This window comes from Bradyrhizobium sp. Kon58, from assembly GCF_055807455.1.
In genome coordinates this window covers 100,680-120,794 of record NZ_JBVVOT010000023.1, presented here as the reverse complement: position 1 = coordinate 120,794, position 20,115 = coordinate 100,680, and the positions used below count along the sequence as shown (strand labels likewise).

Sequence of the window (20,115 nt, the reverse complement as noted above, 5' to 3'; positions counted from 1 at the left end):
CGTGTTGTCGTTGGTGATGTGGTCGCCGACAACACCGCTGTCGGTCGTGAACGAAGCGATCGTCGGCGCCGCAGGCGGGGTCGGGCTCGAGGTTCCGGATCCGGCAATGACCGCGCTCACCGCCTGAGAAGGCGCGCTGACATAGCCGAAAAAGTTGTTTGCCTTTGCCGTCAGGCTATGCGTCCCGGCAGATAGCGTCGCCGTAAAAGTCCAGGCACCGGATGAATCGGTGTCGATCAGACCGATCTGCGTCGCGCCATCAAAAATCTGTATGGTATAACCGCTAATCCAGGAACCAGAGCTCGCCTGCCCCTTTAGCGTGACTGCGTCCCCACTCACTGTCTCACTCGTGACAGTTACGGTCGGCACCAACGTCGAATGTGTCACAACAGGTCTTGCGGAGTTCGTCTGAGCCCCGACAGGTGCGGTTGGCGAAGGTGTGATGTTCTGGAAATACAGCCCACCCGTCTCCATATTGGTGTTGTTGTAGTACTTGGCATTGGGGGAATAAGTCGGATCGGAGAAGAAGCTTTCGTTGCCGAAAGTGCCCCCTCGCGTATCGGCGAAATTATCGTGGATCAGCACGGTTCCAGCCAGACTCGATCCCCCATTGACCGTCGTCATGACGCCGACGTTGGAGCCCGGAAGGGCTATGATCGTATTATAAGCCAGTTCCGCGCTCGTGACCGTCGAACCGTTGTCATTGAGCATGAAGCCCTGTGTACCGTCCGAATTTGACACGACGGTTTGGTACACAGTGTTGTACATGATGGTTTCAGTGAAGGGATTGCTCCCCATTGTCTGAAGCCAATCGGGATGCGCATTAACGTTCCCGTTGTCATTCAGCACATTGTACTTGATGGTGACCTGCCCACCACCCTGTGCCTGGATAAAATCGGAATAGGCATTCTTGAGCAGCGTATACTCAACGGTGAGGCCCGACGTACTTGTGTAAATGAGACCGTTGTTGAGCTGATCCGACTGCATATTGCCGTCGATGACGCAATTCTTGACCGTCAGATTTGAAGAGCCGTTGTCTCCGTAGATCGTGAAATTGCTGTTTGATCCAATCTTGAAGTTGGAATTGGAAATCGTCGTATTCGCAGCCTGCGTGATGACGGACCAACCGCCGGCGAGCGAGAAGTCGTAACCGTCAAGCGTGACGTTGCCCCCCGTGACCGTGACCTGATGGAGCGAGGAGTTAACTGAAACCCCAGCCATTTTTATTGTTGAAGGGTCCTTCAGGACGGTGCCCGCGGTAATGCCGACGGCATAGTCGACGCCGGCCACTTCCCAGGAAGGGCGCACAGTGTAGCCGTCCAATATTCCAGCCAATTGCGGGCCTCCGCCAGGCGCTCCAGCAGAACCATCGCCAACCAGCGGAGGATCGACGATCAACGTGCCACCGTGACCGTCGCTCGATGCCGCGAAGTTCGCCAGCGAATAGTTGCCCAGCAACTCAATACTGGCGGTATGCGTGCCGTCGCTGACCGTGAGTATGCCAGGCGAGTTGTTGCCGGTGTAACTGATCTGCGCGTTTGCGCCAGCTGTGACGTCCGCAAGATCAATGACATCGCCGATAGCAAGTTGACCGGCAATTTTGCCGCTGAATGTCGAGGAATCGTCGATCTTGAGGGTGCCGGTCGCTCCGTCGAATGCGACGGCACCCGAGAATGAAGACGAGAGCTCCAGAGTGCCACCGTCCGAGACCACGGCAAGCTGAGCGCCGGCATCCGCGGACGCACCTCCGCTACCAGCGACCTCCACCGTCGGGGCCAAGGAATGAGCGGGCGTATCGACGATCGTGACATCGCTCGGCGAACCCGAGCCCACCTCGCTATTCGCGTCCGACCGCAAACCTACCCCTTGGTCAAGCTCGGCCGTATGCCCGTGATGAAACACGTCGCGATGAAGAGACTGGGCGATTGCCATCCGAGATGCAGCACCCGTCGATCGGATGGCCATCAATGCGTCAGCCGCCGCGGCTTCAATCGACGCGATGATATCTGAAGAGCTGTGGCGCTCGGCATGATCAAACTGCACGGATGGATGCGTTTTGCGAGTCAAATTTGGCCCCTTTGTTCACGCACGTTTGGAATTCCCGCCTCAGCCGCTCAAGTTGCGCACCCCTGCGCTTTAAACCTGATGAGCTGTTACCCCAAACCCAACTCCTCGACTGATCCTCGGTCTGGTCTTTTTTAAGACGATTTCTAGGACTTCCTACGAAACGTGCCGGTGAATATTTCGCACAACTGAATCATTGAACGAAGTAAAAAAGGACAACAACGCCGCCAATCCGCCACGCTTGCTAAAAGCGCCTAAGCGAAATAGGTTCTTTTTTACAGAACGGCCGAATTAAATGGGTTTTTAAATCTACTTTAAATAAGACAGCTGCTTGAAGGTGTCGTCCGCTGAGAAATCGGCCGACTAGTGGAAAATGCCTCGATTCAGCCCCATCACGAATCAGAGCATACGGGCGCTCGCACAGGTGATTGGTCAATGTTGATGATTCAAATCGTCGCAGGCATCCAACGCTCTTCATGGGAGCTGCCGAGAGGGCAATCATTGATTTTATAGATCTCGACGCGCCGCCCCTTGTTGACGCTCAATATGGAGATCGCCCAAGTGATGCGGTGGACGAGGAAGGCGCCAAACACACAAACAGACGCCTCAACCAGCGCCGGCCCGACTAAGCGTGAGAGCCAGCCCCAGCCTGGGCGCCCCCCTAATTGCACGGATTGGCCCTCATCGTGCAAACCACTCATCGGACCGACCTGACAACCGATAGATCAGCAATCCCAACCATTCGTGGACGGCGATATCGACACGTCGCAAATTGTCCGTGGCCGTGTCTTCCGGCACCCACATCTCCTGCCAGCCATGGGTCCGCGACCCCACCGAGAAGGCGAACACATCAAAGCCAACCTTTCGGAAGGCACCGATCGCTCGTGGCATATGGTAGGAGGAGGTTACAAGGAGCCAATGCGATCCAGGCCGTGGATTGATGAGGTGCGCCGTATACCGCGCGTTCTCCGCTGTCGTCAGCGAATTCCCTTCGACCAGAATGCGATCCGCCGCAATTCCGAACGAAATGAAGTACTGCTTGACGACCGATGCCTCACTTGGGCCGTCGACGCCATCTGTCCCGCCAGAGAAGATGATCTTAGCCGCTGGGTATCTTTTGGCCAAGGCAACCATGACCGCCATCGGCTCTGTATCGTCTCGGAGAACGATGGTGCTGAGATAGCCGTGGCTTTGTGAGTCATACGATCCGCCAAGCACAATGATCCCATCGACCTGCTCGCGAGGAAGCGTCATCTCCGGGAATCGCTGCTCGAGAGGCGTCAGGAGCATATTTCCGATCGGTGACAAGCCTCCGGCCGCCAAGACAGCCAGAGACAGTGCGGCAAACAGCATCGCGCTTCGGCGGCGAAAAGTAAGCAGGATCAGCGCCAGCACTGCGAAGGAGGCAATGACATTAGAAGGGACAAGAAAGAAGCCAATCAACTTCGAGAACGTAAAGTGCATCGCGACATCCTTTCAAACCATTGCGGGCGCACCCTCACGAAGCTCGCAACGATCTGACTTGTACGAGAGTTCTCAGGACGCCAAACCGGAGCGGCGAGGATCAATCAAGCGATTCAATTCAGTCAAATGCGCCTTCAGGCCAATCAGGAGGCCGGTCAAAATCCAACCGGATCCCCATATGTGCACGGTGAATGCAATGTAGAGAGTGAGAAAAAGCACGATCCCAACGATCGTTGCGAGCTTCTTCTCGGTCGGCGTCAGGTGTTGCCCACGACTCCCAATTGGAGCGGCCCCCATCAACGAAAGCCCGACCAGCACAGCCCCAGGATAGCCAGACTGGATCGACAGCACGAGCCATAAAGAATCGATGGAATGGTCTATCTCATCCGGGAGCTTACCAAACCCAAGCCCGAACCAGGGCGATTGTGACACGTAAAGAGTGACCATGTGCCAAGTCCATTCGCGGTAATAGCCGGACTCGGGCGAGAAGGTCAGGTTCGAGATTATGAACCCGACGGGATTATTGCTGATCACGAACGCAGCGCTAACCGCAAGTATACCTATCGCGACCAGAACCAGCCAGCGGCCAGCCATACGTGAAAACATCGAATTGTAGGCAAGCAGAATGAACCCGATAATCATCACCTGAAGCGGTGCCGACGAAAAGGCCAGGACGGCTCCGAGCCCGCACGCCCCAATGACGAAGAACCGCCCGGGGACAGGGACCGAGGCCGCGATAAGTATGCCGATCGTGGAGATAAAGCCAAACAGAATAGGATGCTCGATTGTTCCTGTCGCCCTCAGCAAACCAAGGCGATAGGCGTCGTCCCAGGAATCGATGCTATGCATCGGGCCTGCGATTGCGGCGGCCAGATCGTGCGCGAACCGATGGTTAGTCACAGGATCGAGCGCCCCGACGAGCGCAACCACTGCAATTGCTCGACAAAGCAGGTTGGCTAAAGCCAGCGCATGACCGCGCTCAGACAACAGAATTCTGGTCGCCATGTAGGCGACGCCAAACTCAAGAATTGTGGGGCCGGCATGATTGAGCGCCGATACCGGATCGTCGACGTTGGCGGGTCCATAGACCAGCCAGAACCCGGCTAGGAGGACAAGAAGATCCGATAGCACGAATCTGTAGCGTCCAGCCGATGCCTTCTGTAGTCCCTTCACAATCAGGATCGGCGCCAGCAACAGACAGAGCAGCCTAACGACAGTCAGCCTCAGCCCGAATATATAGAAAGAAAGTTCCTCAGGCAGGAACAGGCCGACGACAATTGCAGTGACCATGAACGGAAGCGCAGACGCGCGCCCCGAAATCGAGGCCGGTTGCCTGCCCGGAAGATGGGTCACGACTGCGGACGCCGACGGTCTCATTTCACTCGATATCCGCGGTTAACGGTATCCCCCTCGTAGCCCTAGAATATCACGTGAGGGGACGACATCGTCAAATTTAATCGGTAGAGTCGTTTAAATAATATCATTAATACTGCTTCTCCAGCCGACAATGTGTTTGCCTCCAAGGAGCCTCGAAGCAGTCGGCGCCAATGAGCGCGCAAACTGTCGAGCGTGGCCCGGAAAAACATGTTCCGACGTGTTAAATAGGCGTTTTCCATCCGGCCGCCGGAGACCTTGCATCCAAGTATCTGCCGATCCTGGAGCTGCTTTGCCAACGCCCTTGTCCACGAACATAATGTCTTTGCCGCGCGACTATCCCGCTAAATGGATCCCGCATGACCGCTGGCAATACACGCTAACCGCTGACAGCCCTCCTCAGGTTCAACGATCGCTTCGGGATCATTGCCGCGGTGAAACTGTAACGTTACTTCCGTCGAGACGCCTACCCGCTCCCGTCGAGAGAACCACTGCAGGAGCCCGGCCTCCGGGTTTCGGCAGCAGGATTTGCAACCGGCGGCCCGATTGGCAGATTAGTGCCAATCGTGAGGCCGTAACCCAGCGCCTTTGTACAACGCGTGGGCAACTCTATGGCGCTCTAGAAGCGTTGTCCGGATCTCAAGAGGGTGTTGCCGCTCTTACGGTACCCTTGGCCCGGCGACGGGGTCGTCGAAATGACCCCGATCATATTCGTCAGATCCGCAAAGTTATCGTGGACATAGGCGTCCGCTATCGTGCCTTTGACCTGAGATACCCGGAAAAAGGTGCTCCCCCTAAGTCCCCCGACGGCTGTATTCGACGCGGTATTGTACGCAACTTCCGGTCCATTCATCACTTGCGTGCCTGACCCGAGTTGCGTCTCCAGGTCGATGAAACTGCTCGGACTCGCTTTGGTCGCAACCATATGAACGTAGGTGTTGAATAGGATCTTTATGTTGTTGGCCCTGCCGTCACCCGCGAATTGTATCGCATCGGCGTGAGCGCCGGCTTCATAGCCCATGGTGTCGAATAGATTGAAGCGCGCATCGATATCGGACGTCGCCAAGTCGATGAAATCATTCTGCGCACTATGTAACCAGTTATACCTCCAGAAGGACGTTACGCCGGTTCGCAAAAAGGCCAGGCAACCGAAGACTGTTTCCCCTGCCGAGCCCAGCCCGTCGATCTCGCAATATTTAACTGTCAACGGGCCGGTATCTATGTCGATACAGAGGTTTTGAAGCCTGGAGTTCGAGATCGTTAGATTGGCATGGCCGTTGCTTCGAATTTGCCACCAACCTCCCATCGTAAAATCGTAACCATCGAGGACAACGTCGTCAGCTTCGAGCCGCAGCACGATCGGGTTCGTTCCCGAACGAGAGGCTACATTCGGCATGATGCTTGCCGGATCCTTCAACTTGACACCAGCACTTACCCCCACGCGATAATCCACCCCGGCGACGGGCCAGGGTGGACGGACCGGATACGGCGAAATTCCGTTCAAGCTGGTGAAATATGTTGGATATTGCGCTACCCCGGCCGGCGCATCCTGGCTGCCAGAATCCGCGACCGATGGGACAGCCGTTTCATTCGACGATAAGGCAGTCGCAGCTCGCACGATTGCAGGTGCCGCGATCAGGTTGATCAAACCCGTCAAGACGCTTCGTCTAATGATACGCGAACCGTCCATAACGGGGATCCTTCGAAGCCAATGTTCGCTATCCTGACCGGGCCAGAGCGATAACCCGATGACCGACGGAGTTGCTCTCTGCCAGATCGCAGGTGGCAACTCAAGCGTTAGTGAAAGAGACGCTGCCATAGCTTCTCGGAGCAGAACGAACGATCAAACGCAAATCAAACAACGAAGCCTAGCGCAGACCTTACCTTGCGGGCTTCCAAGCCACCGGCGGTTGCGAAATCTGACCGGCGGTTTGCTGACCAAGCATGATGTATTGCTTTGCCAAATGATGCTGCAAACCGCCCAGGGAAAGCATATTCATCAACCTCGCCCGCGGGCCTTGCATTCCGGACATCAAACCTGCGATCACCGTCAAACTTGCATCGTTGAGAAGCTTCACCGCCGAACTCTCGACGAAGAACCTGAGATGCGTACGGTCGAGGATACCGGAATCCTGATAGGTGAAACGTCGCGTCAGCAGGAGTGGCAGCGAGACACTCAGATGCGCAATATTTGGCACTGAAACGATGATATGCCCTCCGGGGACCAGAAGGCTCGAGAGCTTCCGAAGCACTCCGACCGAGTCGGTCAGATGTTCGAGCACGTCAAGGAGCAAGATCAGATCGTAAGTTTTCAGTGCGGGCAGGACATCTTCAATCGGACCGATAAGTGCGACATCCACGTTCTGTGTCAGCTCGTCGCGCAGATCCGAATTTAGTTCGACCGCCGTAGTCTCTGCGCCTGGATACTGGGCCTTTAGCCACTTCAGCGTGCCCCCCGCCCCCGCGCCCACCTCGAGTATCCTAGTCGGATTAGGTGGCAATAGCGGTTCAATCTCACGCCGAACAAAGTGATAGTAATCCATGCTTCAAACTCGCCTTACGAGGGCACCAGGACTAATGCTCATCGATTTGCCTCTGCTGCGAGAGCCTCACATAGGTCGCGTTGATGCCTCGCGTCAGCCAAACGGCCACGGCCCCCTTTTGCGCGAGAGCTCTCTCCTCCACGAAATGCCAGGAAACAACGGCCAGGACTACCGTTATCGGCATGGACATCGCGACCATCATGACCGGCGTGCTCTTGACGTAAAGAGACGCAATGATCTGCTCGACGGGAAAAGCGTAAATATACATACCGTAGGAGTAATCACCTAGTCGGTTATATGCAAACAATAGTCGGCATTTCAGAAAGCCGATGTAGAAAATGGTGTACGACCACGACACGACAAACAACTCGTGAAACCACGGTCGACCGTAGGAGATGGCCGTCACCAACGCCAATAAAGTGACGATGAGAAGCCGCAACTGCATTCGATCACGAAACTGGAAGATCGTCATGCCCGCGACGAAGGGTAAGGACAGCAGATGCAGATTTCGAAGGATTGTGATGTGCGGGTAGTCTTCCCGGATTAGTGGGATGCTCGCAATATACCAGAAGGCGTAAACGGCCAGAAACAGCGCATAGCGACGCCAATTGGAGGTGAGGCCCGCGAGACCCACGACCGTGAGCATGATGTAGCAAAGCACCTCGTAGACAAGCGTCCAAAGCGACCCGTTGATCGCTACGGGATACGGATTCTCTACGAATACGCCGGGCAAACCGAATTGCAGCGGCCAGAGAGCAAGATTTCTCGGTATGTACAGGAACGTCTCTTGATCCGACAGATACCGGGCTAATCCAATCTTGGTGGTTGCTGGACCGAGTATAAGCGCGGTGAGTACCAGCACGCAAAGCAGACCCGGGTAAATTCGCAATGCCCTCGCGGTCGCGAAGTGTACGAAACTTCGCCGATTGTGGAAGCTCAGGGAAATAAAATATCCGGAAATAGCAAAGAACGTCAGTACAGCGAGCGTGCCCAACGTCATTCGAAGGGCTGTCTCAAGAGGCTCCGACGTCCCGGGACCGAACGAGAGCGGATAGGCGTGCGAGATCAAGACCGCACCGGCGGCGATCATTCTCAGAACGTTGAAGCTGTTGTCCCTGCCTTCGGTGACGCTTGACTGCAACAACATCGATTGATGGCCTCATGGTACCTTACGCGGAGTACCGATCATCCGCAAAGATTAGGGATTCGAATGCTTAATCCAACGCCGATCCTCTATGTTTGAACAGACCGGCGCCGCACGAGCCAGTCGCCAATAGCGTTAGAAAGCGCCCCGCGAAGACTGCGGTTGGTGTGCAATTCGAACCACACTTGCGAACCAATAAGTCCGAGCCCCAGCAGAAAGAGCATTCCGCGCGCCGGCCACGTCGGATCCGGTTCAAGCGCAAGAAAAGCGGCAAGCGTGGCTGGCACAAAGATGGCTGATATCACGTCCCGCATGACCACCGCCGGCCCTCGGCGAGACTGCTTGTCGCCCAGTGATGCAAAGAAGACCAAGAAAGAGATGAACTCCCCGATTGCTATGCCCACGAGCATGGACTCCAGACGCGGCCAAATAGCTATGCAGCCTGCCGCGAAAAGCAATCCGAAGCCAGACGACAAGTTCAAGACCGCGAGCTGCTTCGTACGGCCACCCGCCAAGAGAAGTGAAGTTGGTGCGCCCGAGCGCTGAAGTCTCAGGCAAGCGATCAGCACGAAGAGGACATGAGCCAGCGCGCTGATCGCAAAGGACTTCCCGTATATGAGCGGGATAATTCCGTCGAGAGTTAGCACCATCCAGAGCGCGTAAAGACTTGTTATAACTGAATAGACGCCTTGTAAGACGCGATAGCGTTCCTGCCGGAGTGCCACATTAGCATTATCGGCGAGCAGAAATGAAAACCCAGGCCCGCCGAGAACGTTCACGATCAAGTGCGTCGGAATCACGCTCATACTGAACATGACAGCGTATGTGCCTAGCTCCCTCACACCGAACCAATATCCGACCAGGACGCGGTCGAGTTGGGACATGATGGCGAGACCAATCCCATTGAGCGTCAGAGGGAGTCCGAACGCGAGAGCTTGTCGTAGCTTGGTCTTGTTAAAGCGAACCCGGTATGGAGAACGCGCAAGCGCATGAGACAGGCCAACATAAACCGTCCATTGGAACGCCATGCTTACGATGATCGCCCAATGATTGCGCAGCGTTGCCGCAGCGAAAAGTAGAACGACAACCGAGGTGAGGTTGGCCACGACTTGGGCAATGGTGTCCGGGCCATAATTATAGGTCCGCTGAATTTGTTTGGTACTCAAGTGACCAAACGACCCAATCATCGAGATGCAGGCTGCCCAGGCAAAACTCGATGAGAAATCGGGCACCCCGAACAGCCGAGCGGATAATGGCGAACAGACCACGAGCAAGATTGTAAGCAAGACGCCATTGGTTAACGACAACAGGTGTGCCGTCGCCAGCGCTCGCGCCGATCCATTGATCATGACGAAACGGTCCAGCGCAACGTCGGTCGCAAGGCCGCCAAGACTCAAGACGACGCCAATCGCAATCGCCGTCCCGAACTCGTCCGGCGCAAGCAATCTCGATAGGATAATATTGCCGACAAACCGCGAGCCGAACACGACTAGCGGCGCCAGGCCACCGACGAAGACACGTTCCGTCCACGTCCTAAGCAATGTCACGCGCGTCTTTCCATACCCTGCGATTCGGTGCGCGGTGAACGCTTCGTTTCACCGAGACGCACCCGAGCTCCTATCGGGCATATCCTGCCAAATCCCGCGCATATCGATAACTGCGAGGTGGCGGCGCTCAGCGAGAGGAACGAGCTTGAAATCGTCGTGATCGACCAGGACGATCGCTACATCGCACGTCTTGATGGCTTCATTGAGGTCGGTCAGGGTGGCACCGTGCTTGGAAATACTCGCGGGCAGTTCGCGAATATTCGGTTCGACGATTTTCACGCGACCTCCATAACGCTCGGCGAGCTGATGCGCCACTTCCAGGGCCGGGCTTTCCCTGAGATCGTCTACGTTCGCCTTGAATGCCAAGCCGCAACACGCCACGTTCGCGTAAGGATGCTCCTCGATCAGGGCCATGGCTCGCTCCACGGTCCATGAGATCTTTGAATCATTGACTTCACGGCTCGTCTTAATGAGGCGCGCGAGATCGGGCGCCGAGTCGACGATGAACCAGGGATCGATCGCGATGCAGTGCCCGCCCACTCCAGGACCGGGGCGCAGGACATTAACGCGGGGATGGCGATTGGCGAGATCGATGACCTCCCAAACATTAATTTTGTAACGATCACAGATCAAGGAGAGCTCGTTTGCAAACGCAATATTCGTATCGCGGAACGCATTTTCAGTCAGTTTGACCATTTCTGCGGCACGGGCACTGGTCGGAACGCACGCACCTCTCACGAACGTTTTGTAGAACCGCTGCGCTCTTCGGGCGCAATGAGGCGTCACGCCTCCAATGCATCGATCATTGTGGACCAGTTCGGTTAGGATTCGTCCGGGCAAGACGCGCTCCGGGCAATAGGCCACCGAGATTGCCTGTTCGTCCCCATCGGCCAAACCGATTTTCAGGTCGGGCCGAAGATCGGTGATCCGCTTTGCAACGGCTTCGGTTGTCCCGATCGGCACGGTTGATTCCAGAATCACCAGATTGCCAGGGCGTATAACTCCGGCAATACTCTCCACAGCGCTCATCACGCTTTTGAGGTCTGCTCGCTTTTCCTCGTCGATGGGTGTGGGGACCGCGATCATGAAGACGTCTGCGTTTGGCGGATCTTTTGCAACCCTTAGAGATCCCGCCGTCACAACCTTTTGAACGAGACCTTCCAGGTCGGGCTCTGCGATGTGGATCGAACCCGAGGCGACGGTCTTGACCACACGCTCGTTGACGTCGACACCCACGACCTGCATGCCACGGCTGGCAATGACAGCGGCCGTGGGCAAACCGATATATCCCAACCCGACCACGACAATATTCTGAAACTCAGCCATTTAGCATTACCTTCACAATTCGCGTGCTGGCGTGACCATCCCCGAACGGATTATGCGCACGCGACATTTCCGAATAGTGGGACGGATCATCAAGTAGTGAGAATGTCTCGGCGACAATCCGGTCGCGGCTGGTCCCGACGAGCCGGGCGGTCCCGGCCAGCACACCCTCTGGGCGCTCCGTAGTATCGCGCATGACGAGGACCGGTTTTCCGAGCGAGGGGGCCTCCTCCTGGATACCACCGGAGTCTGTCAACACGATATGAGCCATGGAAAGCAGACCGACAAAGTCGGCGTACTCCTGCGGCTCGATGATTTCGGCGCGTGGATGCCCCGACAATCGGCCCTGCAGAACATTTCGAACATTCGGGTTGAGATGCATGGGCAGAATCAGCATCACGTCTTCTCGCTCGAGAATTCGCTCAAGAGCATCAGCGATGCAATCCATCCCCTGGCCAAAATTCTCGCGCCGGTGCGTGGTCACGAGAACGATACGTCGGCTGCCTCGCCGCTTTTTGAGATCATCCCAACGTCGCGACAGCTGCGGATCGGCCTCGACGAATGCCTTGGTCGCCACCAGCGCATCGACAATCGTATTGCCCGTAACGTGGATCCTGTCCGCAGGAATATTCTCCTTTAGCAACACGTCGGCAGCGAGCCTAGTCGGGGCGAAATGCTGATCCGCGATCGTTCCGATGATCTTTCGGTTCACCTCTTCGGGCCAAGGAGCATAAATGTTACCGCTGCGAAGACCCGCTTCGACATGCGCAACGGGAATGCGCCGATAGTAGGCCGCCAGGGAACCCATCATTGCGGTGGCCGTATCCCCCTGCACGACCACCCGATCGGGGCGGACCCGGTCGAGCGCTTCGCCAACGGAAAGCAAGATCCTGCTGCTCAACTCGTCCAAGGTCTGATTTTTCTTCATCAGATCGAGGTCGATGTCGGGAACGATCTTCACGAGGCGCAACACCTGGTCCAGCATCTCGCGATGCTGGGCCGTCACGCACACCGTCACATCAATCGCGTCGAGGGCCTGAAGCTCCTTTACGACGGGAAAGAGTTTGATGGCTTCAGGCCGCGTCCCAAACAAGACAAATATTCGCTTCGTCACGCGCGACGCCTCCTCAACCAGAACGAGACAGTCGACCAGGGCCAATGCTTTGCTGGCTGAGGAAGGCGCGAACCAGTATTGCCGCGAACATGACGTTGGTCTTGGTGTATCGCCACCACATTCGACGCGGCTCCTGATAGACCCGATAGAGCCATTCAAGTCCCATTGACTGCATGAGAGGCGGGGCTCGCCGCACATGTCCCGCGATGACGTCGAGCGAGCCCCCAACGCCCATAATAAACGGCACAGAGAGCCGGTCCTTATGTGCGGAAAGAAACCGCTCCTTGCGTGGCGTCGGCATAGCGATGAACAGACAGTCGGCCTTGCTGTCGATAATCTGCTGGACGACCTCTTCCTCTTGATCGGTACGGAAGTAGCCATCCCTCGAGCCGGCGATCTGGAGCGACGGAAACTGCTTCTCAATGACACCGGCAGCACGATGCAAGACATCAGGGGTCGCACCCAGCAGGAATGGCCGGAACCCGTCGCGCGCGCAAACCGAGAGCACCTGCCAGCATAGATCGATGCCGGTGACACGCTCCTGGACCGGAACCCCGAGCATCCGGAGCGCGAGGACGATGCCCATGCCGTCGATGCCGATCAGGTCGCTGCCCAGCACGTCTGAACGGAGGATGTTATCCGAACGCATATTTACGAATTTTGCGACGTTCAACGCGACATGATGGAGGCGCCGCCGATCGCGCATTGCCTCCTGCACTCGCTCGACGGTTTCGGTCATGGTTAAAATGTCGACGGAACATCCCAGCAGATCTGCCCGCATGCTAGGCTCCTAAATCGATTAAAAAACGCGCCGTTGGCGCACCAACTGATTTCAATAATAATCCGTGCTCATTTATTTAATTATATTATTATCTTGTCAACAGCGATAATAATTTTTCGGTTAAAATTGATAGCAGGCCTTGAATGCCCACGTTTTGGATGGTGCCCGGAGAAAGCAGACGATGAAGCCCCCTAAACCCTCTATCTCCGTCATCATTCCTCACCTCAACCAGCCTGACCAACTGGCGGCATGTCTTGCAAGCCTGAGTGCGCAAAGCCTGGATCGAACCTCATTCGAAATCATCGTCGTCGATAACGGCTCCGCCTCGCTTCCTTGGCAGGTCATCGAGCGATATCCGGGAACTCTTCTTCTACAAGAAGCCAAACCCGGTCCCGGACCGGCTCGCAATAGGGGGGTTGACGCCGCCAGCGGCGAGATACTTGCTTTCATTGATGCTGATTGCCGCGCGCACAAGGATTGGCTCGGGTGCGCCTTCGAAACCTTGGACCGGGCGCCAGCGCAAACAATTTTAGGCGGCGACGTGAGGATATGGCGAGAGCCAAATCTGCCGATTACCGCTCTCGAAGCGTATGAAAGCGTGTTCGCGTACCGCTTCAAGCTCTACATCGAGCAGCACGGGTTTTGCGGCACCGGCAATTTGGTCGTCAGAAGATCGGATTTTGGGCGGATCGGCCCGTTTCGTGGAATTGATATCGCCGAAGATATCGACTGGGGACAACGCGCCTGTTCTGCCGGGTACACGTTCAACTACGTTTCCGGTATGATTGTCTTTCATCCGGCCCGAGAAACTCTGCACGAACTGCTTGTCAAATGGGATCGGCATATCCAGCACGCGGTAAACGCCGGAAGACACACAGCAAAATGGCAAGCTTTATGGCTGTTGCGAGCTGCAGCCGTACTGCTCTCCCCCGCCCTCGATTGGGTCAAGATTTTTGCCAGCGACCGCGTCGACGGTGTAATGGCGAAGGCGAAGGCTCTACTGGTGCTGGTAATCGTGCGGGCATACCGGGCGTACAAGATGCTCCACCTCCTGATTTCGCGCAGAGAGGTCGAATGGAATCGCAAGCCCCACCATGGCTAGGTGTCTGGTCGTGGGGGAAACCAGCCAAGCTGATCCCTCATTCCGGGAGGAGTTATGGGACAGATACTTCACGGCAGCGCCACGACCACGCACGCCAACCGAGCGGCAATACAGCTATCGAAAGCTCCGCTCAAAGATCTAGCCGCCCGGCACGCCCTTAATCAGAAAACAGTCTCCAAGTGGCGCAAGCGGACCTTTGTTCACGATGCGCCGATGGGTCCGAAGATCGACGGCTACAACCTCGCCAAGCGGCTGAAGACACTACGCGGCCTCACACCCTACGAGGCCATCTGTACAGCTTGGGTAACGAGCCAGACCGCTTTCGGCTCGATCCCATCCACTTGACCTCGGAACTGAACACCTAGTCCTAGAACGACAGGCATATTAGGTCTGGTTAGCCCGTGTGAAAGCTGCATGATGTGTCAATTCCGGCAGGTCAGAACGACTTCCAAACGACCAGAGAATCCAACCAAGCTCATAGCTTCGACACTCGAGGCGAAGTTCAATTTCTGAAGGATCAATCAGCGAGGCGTCGTGCTGGAGTAACGCATTGCTAATCGAACGCATGACTCTCGGCCCCTTTGATTTCAGTTCCCCTCGTCGAACTTGCGAGCGGATGCTCAAGTGCAAGTCGGGCACAAGCATCGACTTGGAGAGCTGGTTTTGGCCCAGGACCCACCGAAATCCCTTGCAGATCGCATCGCGCGCCTCTTGTACGCCGTGTTGCTCGGCCATTTCAAGAAACGCCGGAGCCATACCGTATTGGTGAACCGAGTACACCTCGTAGAAGTCGAGCACCCTTCCGCTTGCTGCATCGAAGAACCACGGCCATTCGCCAGCTGGGCCCTGAAGGCCGATCAGCTTTCGGGTGGTCGCGTTGGCGATCTCTATGAGCCGGCTGTCATTTGTCAGCTCGCCATAAGTGTAGCAAGCAAGAAGCAGATAAGTTTGGGTCGCAAAAGACGCAAACCGACGCCTTGGTCCCTGAGCCGCGTCGAAAAATAGACCTGATGGCGAATGGTATCGATCACGCAAAAATTGAACCAGCTCAGCAGCCCTCGACGTCCACTTTCTATCGATCTTCGCTTGCGCCACCACACCGGCGATGATCATGCCAAGATCTTGCGCACGAAAGGACCGCCACTGGTTCCGGTCGGCAACGAGCCCTTCAATATGGCGAAGAATATCGTCGGGCAACGCCACGCCTAGCTCCGCTGAAGTCCAGAGTGCCACGCCTAACGCGTATTTGGAAACGGGGAGCGCCTTCAACTGTCGCGCATTGCGCAAGAAGATCTCGCGCAGGTTAACGTGAGCGGGGACTGATGGTACTCGCGTCATCCCAAGGAGCACATTGAGAGTATAGAATACATCGCTTTGAGGAACCGATTCATTTGGCTCGCTGCGCCCGTCCAAATGATAGATATGAGACCAGCGACCGCTTTCGCCGAACCAGCATCGATCCAGACCTTTCAGGGCATAATCCACCAGCGGAGAATTTGCCGGTGTCAAAGCATCTCGGACATTCATAATGGACCCGCTAAAAATTAACGATATTGATTGCGTCGACCTCTTGCACATCGATTATTTAGCCGACTTATCCGAAAAGGCAAATCAAGCGAGGCATTTTACTGATACATCGCAATTGCTCAGGCTCGTATCGGCGCCCCGCCGTTCTGGCGCGATGCCCACAGGAGCCGGTTGGTCATGCTGTGGGCGAGGGGGCAAGTCCCGAACGTACGTTTACCAGCACTTCAAGCAAGCGCGACGCAAAGATTGTTCACGGCACGGCGCGGTCCTACAAAGCCAGTTCACCCCCTGCGCGGGACGCCGCAAAGAGTCGGAACAGGAGTTGCAGTTCGGTGAAATATCTCTCTAATGCCGATGATCCAGACGCCCAGATGTCTCCCATCCGGCGTTCCTGGCATCGGCTTGCATTGGCTCTAACGCATCAATCTGTTCTCGATAGGATTCTTTGAGTGAAGGTAAATGGCCCTGGATCAGCACCGCATTGCGATCATCATTGTAGGCTTCCGCAACCCCGAAGACGTACGGGCTTGCCTCGCCGCGCTGTCGCACTCGACGGATGAACCGCACTTTGACGTCTTCATTTGCGAGAACGGCGGAGATGAAGCGTTCGTTCTGCTGTGCGACACACTGATCGGGCCGGGAGGGCCCTGCACCAGAGGCTCGGATCCGCCCCCGGAAGCACCGCCGGCCGTTCCTTCCCGACAGATCGAGATCGCCCGGTTTGCGCTCAAGGGGCGCAGCACCCGTGTGTGGGTTGGCTGCGCAACGCAAAACTTGGGGTACGCCGGAGGCACCAACGTCTGGATTCATCGCGTGTTGCCAAATCCAGAGTGGGATGGAGTATGGGTGCTCAATCCGGACTCGGAACCCGAACCGGACGCTTTAAAAGCTCTGGTGGATCGCTCTTCGGCTGGCAACAAGGGGATGGTCGGCAGCACTATCGTGCCTGATGTCCACAGCACGTATGTTCATTGCCGCGCCGGTCATCGATGGCGCAAGTTTCGAGCAGATCTCGCGCTGATCGGCCTCGGAGAGCCCATCAACACTCCTGTGGACCTCAAGTCGATAGAGGCTGATCTCGACTGCATCGCCGGTGGATCGATGTATGTTACGAGGCGCTGCCTCGAGGACATTGGCCCCATGGATGAACGCTTCTTCCTATTCTACGAGGACGCCGATTGGTCAAAGCGAGCAAAAAAGCACGGTCTTGGATACGCGCCGGACTCGATTGTACCGCACAAAGGGGGCACGACAATCGGATCGGCCCGTCGTCGAGCACAAAGATCCTACCTTTCGGTCTACCTTGAAAGCCGCAATAATCTCACTTTCGTCCGGATGCACTGGCCCCGCTACGTTTTGCTAGCAGGATTGTTTGGTTGCATTCACGCGATGATGTATCTCGTCGCGCGCTCGCCAAGAAACTTCGAAGCGGCTGCGAGAGGTTTGTTCGCGGGGATACGAGGCGAAACAGGCCAGCCGCAGTTTCACGATAAGTGAATACGTTCGCCACGTTCGCTGCAGCGATATGAGAGGGACACGGGTTTCGGCGCCCCATTCATCGGGACGTGACTTGGTCGCGCGCCCCCCCACCCTTCATTGATCCCAAGAACCGCTTGAGTGGGGTTGTCAATCTCGTCCACTGATAGGCGCCGTTGAACTTCAAAAAGAACTCCAGCGGGCCATCGGACGGATCCACCTTTGTCCGTCCACGCAACATATCAGGAGCCGTTGTATCGATCTCTTGCGAAGATATTGAGTACACCGTTTCATAGCCGGCCGCCCTACAATCGGCGAGCATACCAACGTCATACTCTCCGTAGGGAAATGAGAAATCGAGAATTGGTCCCCTGTTCAATTGCATCAATCGAACTTTCGAGTCCTCAAGCTCCTCCCGCAGCTGCTTCCGACCGAGAGATGGCATTAACGGATGGCTTATCGTATGTGACCCGAGCGAGACCAGCGAGGCACTAAGAGCCTGCAATTGCTCGCGGGACATAACCACCTCCTGGGCCTCCGAACTTCCGCCGGTACCGATTGCGCCTTCGATCTCGTTCATAACCCATCCCGGCGCGCGCCCAAGCCAGCCCACGGGTACGAATATGGTGGAGTGGAACGCATACTCAGCAAGCTTGGGAAGGGCATTTTGGGCGACGCTGACGAACGCGTCGTCGAACGTGATTGCAACGCATTTCTTGCCTTCAGGGAGGGGGCCGCGGTGTGAGGCCGGCACCACCTGGGCTCTGCGGTGAAGAGCATCAATCTGACGCTCGAACGCTGGCCGGTCTTCAGCCGAGATACCGTGGTAGTAAAGTACGGTAAGGCGCTGCGCGGACGACCGCCCCAAGATGAAACGCAAGATCGTGCGACCAGCATAATAACTCAGGCTGATCAGGATCTTCACGTACCGGCGAAATTCTATCGCTCTCATCGTGCGGCACTTAAGAAATTGATGAAAGTTCATGCTACTCCATATCATGAGATCAGTAAAAAGATTGCTCCAACCGCCTGGAATTAGGCTCCGAGTCAAAAAATAAGGGAGGTCAATTGTCCTGGAAGTAAGCTTTAACACTCTTCAGCCGCGCGCGCCGGAGGGGCCGTCAAACCGAGGCATCTGACGCTCATACCTCAGGTCGGCTCGAGCGAACGCAGCATGCTCCATGGCAATTGGTCCGTCTCACAAGAGGCAACGACAGCGAGGACGGGGGGAACCCGGGACACGAAGCCGAGTTCGCGAAGAAACCTGAACCAGATATAGTTGACAACCGTCAGGTAGACTGGTTGGTCCGAGTAGACCACTCTTCTGAACACAAAATACGTACGACCGTTCAGCTCGTTCAACCTGCGAATGAGATCCGCCTCGTGGCCAAGCGGCGAGACCCTGGCTACCCGCAAATGGCACGAGGGTGATCTTGCATCCACGATATGCATGTATTCGAGGTTCTCGTCGCTGACGACGACTTCAAACTTCTGCTCGGCCAGAAACACAGCAATCGCATTTTGTATCTCGACCGGATCTTCCGGCTTCAACATCAATTTCCACCCGATCGTCAGCGGGATCAAAACGATGAGCATCCACTTAAGCGCGGGAGAATATGTCACGTCTAACGCCTAGCATGCTGATTGCAGCGACGAGGATCAGAATAATGACGTTCACAGCCAACTCGGATAGCGGGCTGTGAAGCATCGCGTAATGCGCGTAGCTCAGCCCCATGAGGCTCATACGAAGGACGTTCACTGCGATGACGCATACGCATACAAGTCCGCACCAGAGGATGTCTTGCGGGCGCCTTCTGTGGCCTGTCATTTCGCTGATCGCGATCCAACACAGCAGGCCGAGCGATACATTTGCGAGCGACGAACACGACGGGAAGATCGCGAGTGTTCCCGAGTGATCAGCAAACTCGACCATATTGGCGTGCCGATCCGTTCCCAGCATCCATCCGACAAGCCACGCATCGATTGCCAGCACATATTTTGCGAACATATCAAAGATGAGGCGGCTCCACAGCATAGGAACCGTGGTGGCCAGGAGAATGACTGCCCCGCGACGCAATGGTTCGGATACCTGCTGGGTCGACAACACGTAGATGCTCAGCATGGCAACAGCGATCCAACTAGCCGCGCCAATGGGAAGTGCGATGACCAGCAAGAGAATGGCCGCAAGGGCAACGTCGACGGCACGCGCCAGCTCAGTTCTGTCGGACAGGACCAGCGAAATTCCTGCAAAGCATGCCGCGATAACCACGGCGCTCACATCGAACGTGCCCAAAACGGCATCCTGCCATCCGATCCGATGCACCGACGAAATGGCTTTCGCGGCCAAGCCGTTGATGCAACCGATTATGAATACCCCCGCATAGAGCTCGCCGCGGGTCGGGCAATATTTCAAGATGGCGGTCATATCTTCAGCCATTTCGCTCGATGACCTGCTCCTGGACTTCAAATTCCAGGCGCGCCCCGCGGCCAAGGAAACTCATCTTGCTTCCGAGTGCCAGTTGCGGACCAAGTCCGACTTCCAGAATAGCTGAAAGACCCACTTCAAAACAATAAAATTAAATAGCGACAAAAAAGCGTGACGCTCATGCAGCGCTTCTCCATACTGATTTTATTGCTCTTTTCCCCCTTGAAATAA

General features: G+C 56.0%; 15 protein-coding genes and 3 pseudogenes. 4 read left to right on the top strand and 14 right to left on the bottom strand.

Translation table 11 applies throughout. From position 1 onward, the window contains the following. The 10 genes and pseudogenes from AC0L20_RS29270 to AC0L20_RS29225 form a co-directional block, all read right to left on the bottom strand. Positions 1 to 2,067: pseudogene (locus tag AC0L20_RS29270) on the bottom strand (hypothetical protein); the annotation flags it as partial. Positions 2,068 to 2,745: 678 nt separating this feature from the next. Next, a complete protein-coding gene (locus AC0L20_RS29265; protein ID WP_473294101.1) occupies positions 2,746 to 3,528 on the bottom strand; it encodes a YdcF family protein in 783 nt (260 codons plus the stop codon). A 72-nt stretch (positions 3,529 to 3,600) separates the two neighbouring features. Next, entirely contained in the window at positions 3,601 to 4,881 is a 1,281-nt protein-coding gene (locus AC0L20_RS29260; protein ID WP_157234066.1) for a hypothetical protein, read from the bottom strand. 640 nt (positions 4,882 to 5,521) lie between these two features. Next, on the bottom strand, positions 5,522 to 6,559 hold the full coding sequence (locus AC0L20_RS29255; protein ID WP_473294100.1) for a hypothetical protein: 1,038 nt from the start codon (positions 6,557 to 6,559) through the stop codon (positions 5,522 to 5,524). A gap of 223 nt (positions 6,560 to 6,782) precedes the next feature. Then, positions 6,783 to 7,445, bottom strand: a complete 663-nt coding sequence (locus AC0L20_RS29250; protein ID WP_007606852.1) for a class I SAM-dependent methyltransferase — start codon at positions 7,443 to 7,445, stop codon at positions 6,783 to 6,785. A 31-nt stretch (positions 7,446 to 7,476) separates the two neighbouring features. Beyond that, positions 7,477 to 8,592, bottom strand: a complete 1,116-nt coding sequence (locus AC0L20_RS29245) for an acyltransferase family protein (RefSeq protein ID WP_456765688.1) — start codon at positions 8,590 to 8,592, stop codon at positions 7,477 to 7,479. 86 nt (positions 8,593 to 8,678) lie between these two features. Next, positions 8,679 to 10,136: an oligosaccharide flippase family protein gene (locus AC0L20_RS29240; protein ID WP_007606850.1), complete on the bottom strand. Its 1,458-nt coding sequence runs from the start codon at positions 10,134 to 10,136 to the stop codon at positions 8,679 to 8,681. 48 nt (positions 10,137 to 10,184) lie between these two features. Continuing rightward, entirely contained in the window at positions 10,185 to 11,462 is a 1,278-nt protein-coding gene (gene wecC / locus AC0L20_RS29235; protein WP_007606849.1) for a UDP-N-acetyl-D-mannosamine dehydrogenase, read from the bottom strand. After that, positions 11,455 to 12,573, bottom strand: coding sequence for a non-hydrolyzing UDP-N-acetylglucosamine 2-epimerase (gene wecB / locus AC0L20_RS29230; protein ID WP_007606848.1), 1,119 nt, complete (start codon positions 12,571 to 12,573; stop codon positions 11,455 to 11,457). Before wecB ends, wecC begins: the two co-directional genes overlap by 8 nt. Before the next feature lie 13 nt (positions 12,574 to 12,586). Beyond that, entirely contained in the window at positions 12,587 to 13,354 is a 768-nt protein-coding gene (locus tag AC0L20_RS29225) for a WecB/TagA/CpsF family glycosyltransferase (RefSeq protein WP_473294099.1), read from the bottom strand. Between the two features lie 139 nt (positions 13,355 to 13,493). Between AC0L20_RS29225 and AC0L20_RS29220 the strand changes: the two genes are divergently transcribed. From AC0L20_RS29220 to AC0L20_RS29210, 3 genes and pseudogenes are all read left to right on the top strand, one after another. After that, the gene (locus AC0L20_RS29220; RefSeq protein ID WP_456765690.1) at positions 13,494 to 14,456 is read left to right on the top strand and encodes a glycosyltransferase family 2 protein; all 963 of its coding nucleotides are present in this window, start codon (positions 13,494 to 13,496) and stop codon (positions 14,454 to 14,456) included. Positions 14,457 to 14,510: 54 nt separating this feature from the next. After that, positions 14,511 to 14,681: pseudogene (locus AC0L20_RS29215) on the top strand (IS481 family transposase); the annotation flags it as partial. Beyond that, positions 14,682 to 14,821, top strand: a pseudogene (locus AC0L20_RS29210) (IS481 family transposase); the annotation flags it as partial. Positions 14,822 to 14,840: 19 nt separating this feature from the next. On the opposite strand, the gene AC0L20_RS29205 reads toward AC0L20_RS29210, so the two are convergent. Beyond that, a complete protein-coding gene (locus AC0L20_RS29205) occupies positions 14,841 to 15,983 on the bottom strand; it encodes a hypothetical protein (RefSeq protein WP_473294098.1) in 1,143 nt (380 codons plus the stop codon). A gap of 459 nt (positions 15,984 to 16,442) precedes the next feature. On the opposite strand from AC0L20_RS29205, the gene AC0L20_RS29200 reads away from it, so the two are divergent. Beyond that, positions 16,443 to 17,480, top strand: a complete 1,038-nt coding sequence (locus tag AC0L20_RS29200) for a glycosyltransferase family 2 protein (protein ID WP_473294097.1) — start codon at positions 16,443 to 16,445, stop codon at positions 17,478 to 17,480. A 58-nt stretch (positions 17,481 to 17,538) separates the two neighbouring features. Here the strand turns inward: AC0L20_RS29200 and AC0L20_RS29195 are convergent, their stop codons facing one another. From AC0L20_RS29195 to AC0L20_RS29185, 3 genes are all read right to left on the bottom strand, one after another. Next, on the bottom strand, positions 17,539 to 18,444 hold the full coding sequence (locus tag AC0L20_RS29195) for a polysaccharide deacetylase family protein (protein ID WP_473294096.1): 906 nt from the start codon (positions 18,442 to 18,444) through the stop codon (positions 17,539 to 17,541). Positions 18,445 to 18,608: 164 nt separating this feature from the next. Beyond that, positions 18,609 to 19,055 carry a hypothetical protein gene (locus tag AC0L20_RS29190; RefSeq protein ID WP_035973830.1) on the bottom strand — a complete coding sequence of 149 codons (447 nt, stop codon included), beginning with the start codon at positions 19,053 to 19,055 and terminating at the stop codon, positions 18,609 to 18,611. A 4-nt stretch (positions 19,056 to 19,059) separates the two neighbouring features. Further along, positions 19,060 to 19,896: a hypothetical protein gene (locus tag AC0L20_RS29185; RefSeq protein ID WP_473294094.1), complete on the bottom strand. Its 837-nt coding sequence runs from the start codon at positions 19,894 to 19,896 to the stop codon at positions 19,060 to 19,062. Positions 19,897 to 20,115 lie beyond the last annotated feature (219 nt).

Coding starts and splice junctions, on each gene's coding strand:
- AC0L20_RS29265 (WP_473294101.1), bottom strand. CDS start 3,528: ATGCACTTTACGTTCTCGAAGTTGATTGGCTTCTTTCTTGTCCCTTCT.
- AC0L20_RS29250 (WP_007606852.1), bottom strand. CDS start 7,445: ATGGATTACTATCACTTTGTTCGGCGTGAGATTGAACCGCTATTGCCA.
- AC0L20_RS29205 (WP_473294098.1), bottom strand. CDS start 15,983: ATGAATGTCCGAGATGCTTTGACACCGGCAAATTCTCCGCTGGTGGAT.
- AC0L20_RS29195 (WP_473294096.1), bottom strand. CDS start 18,444: ATGAACTTTCATCAATTTCTTAAGTGCCGCACGATGAGAGCGATAGAA.
- AC0L20_RS29200 (WP_473294097.1), top strand. CDS start 16,443: ATGGCCCTGGATCAGCACCGCATTGCGATCATCATTGTAGGCTTCCGC.
- wecC (WP_007606849.1), bottom strand. CDS start 11,462: ATGGCTGAGTTTCAGAATATTGTCGTGGTCGGGTTGGGATATATCGGT.
- AC0L20_RS29245 (WP_456765688.1), bottom strand. CDS start 8,592: ATGTTGTTGCAGTCAAGCGTCACCGAAGGCAGGGACAACAGCTTCAAC.
- AC0L20_RS29185 (WP_473294094.1), bottom strand. CDS start 19,896: ATGGCTGAAGATATGACCGCCATCTTGAAATATTGCCCGACCCGCGGC.
- AC0L20_RS29225 (WP_473294099.1), bottom strand. CDS start 13,354: ATGCGGGCAGATCTGCTGGGATGTTCCGTCGACATTTTAACCATGACC.
- AC0L20_RS29190 (WP_035973830.1), bottom strand. CDS start 19,055: ATGCTCATCGTTTTGATCCCGCTGACGATCGGGTGGAAATTGATGTTG.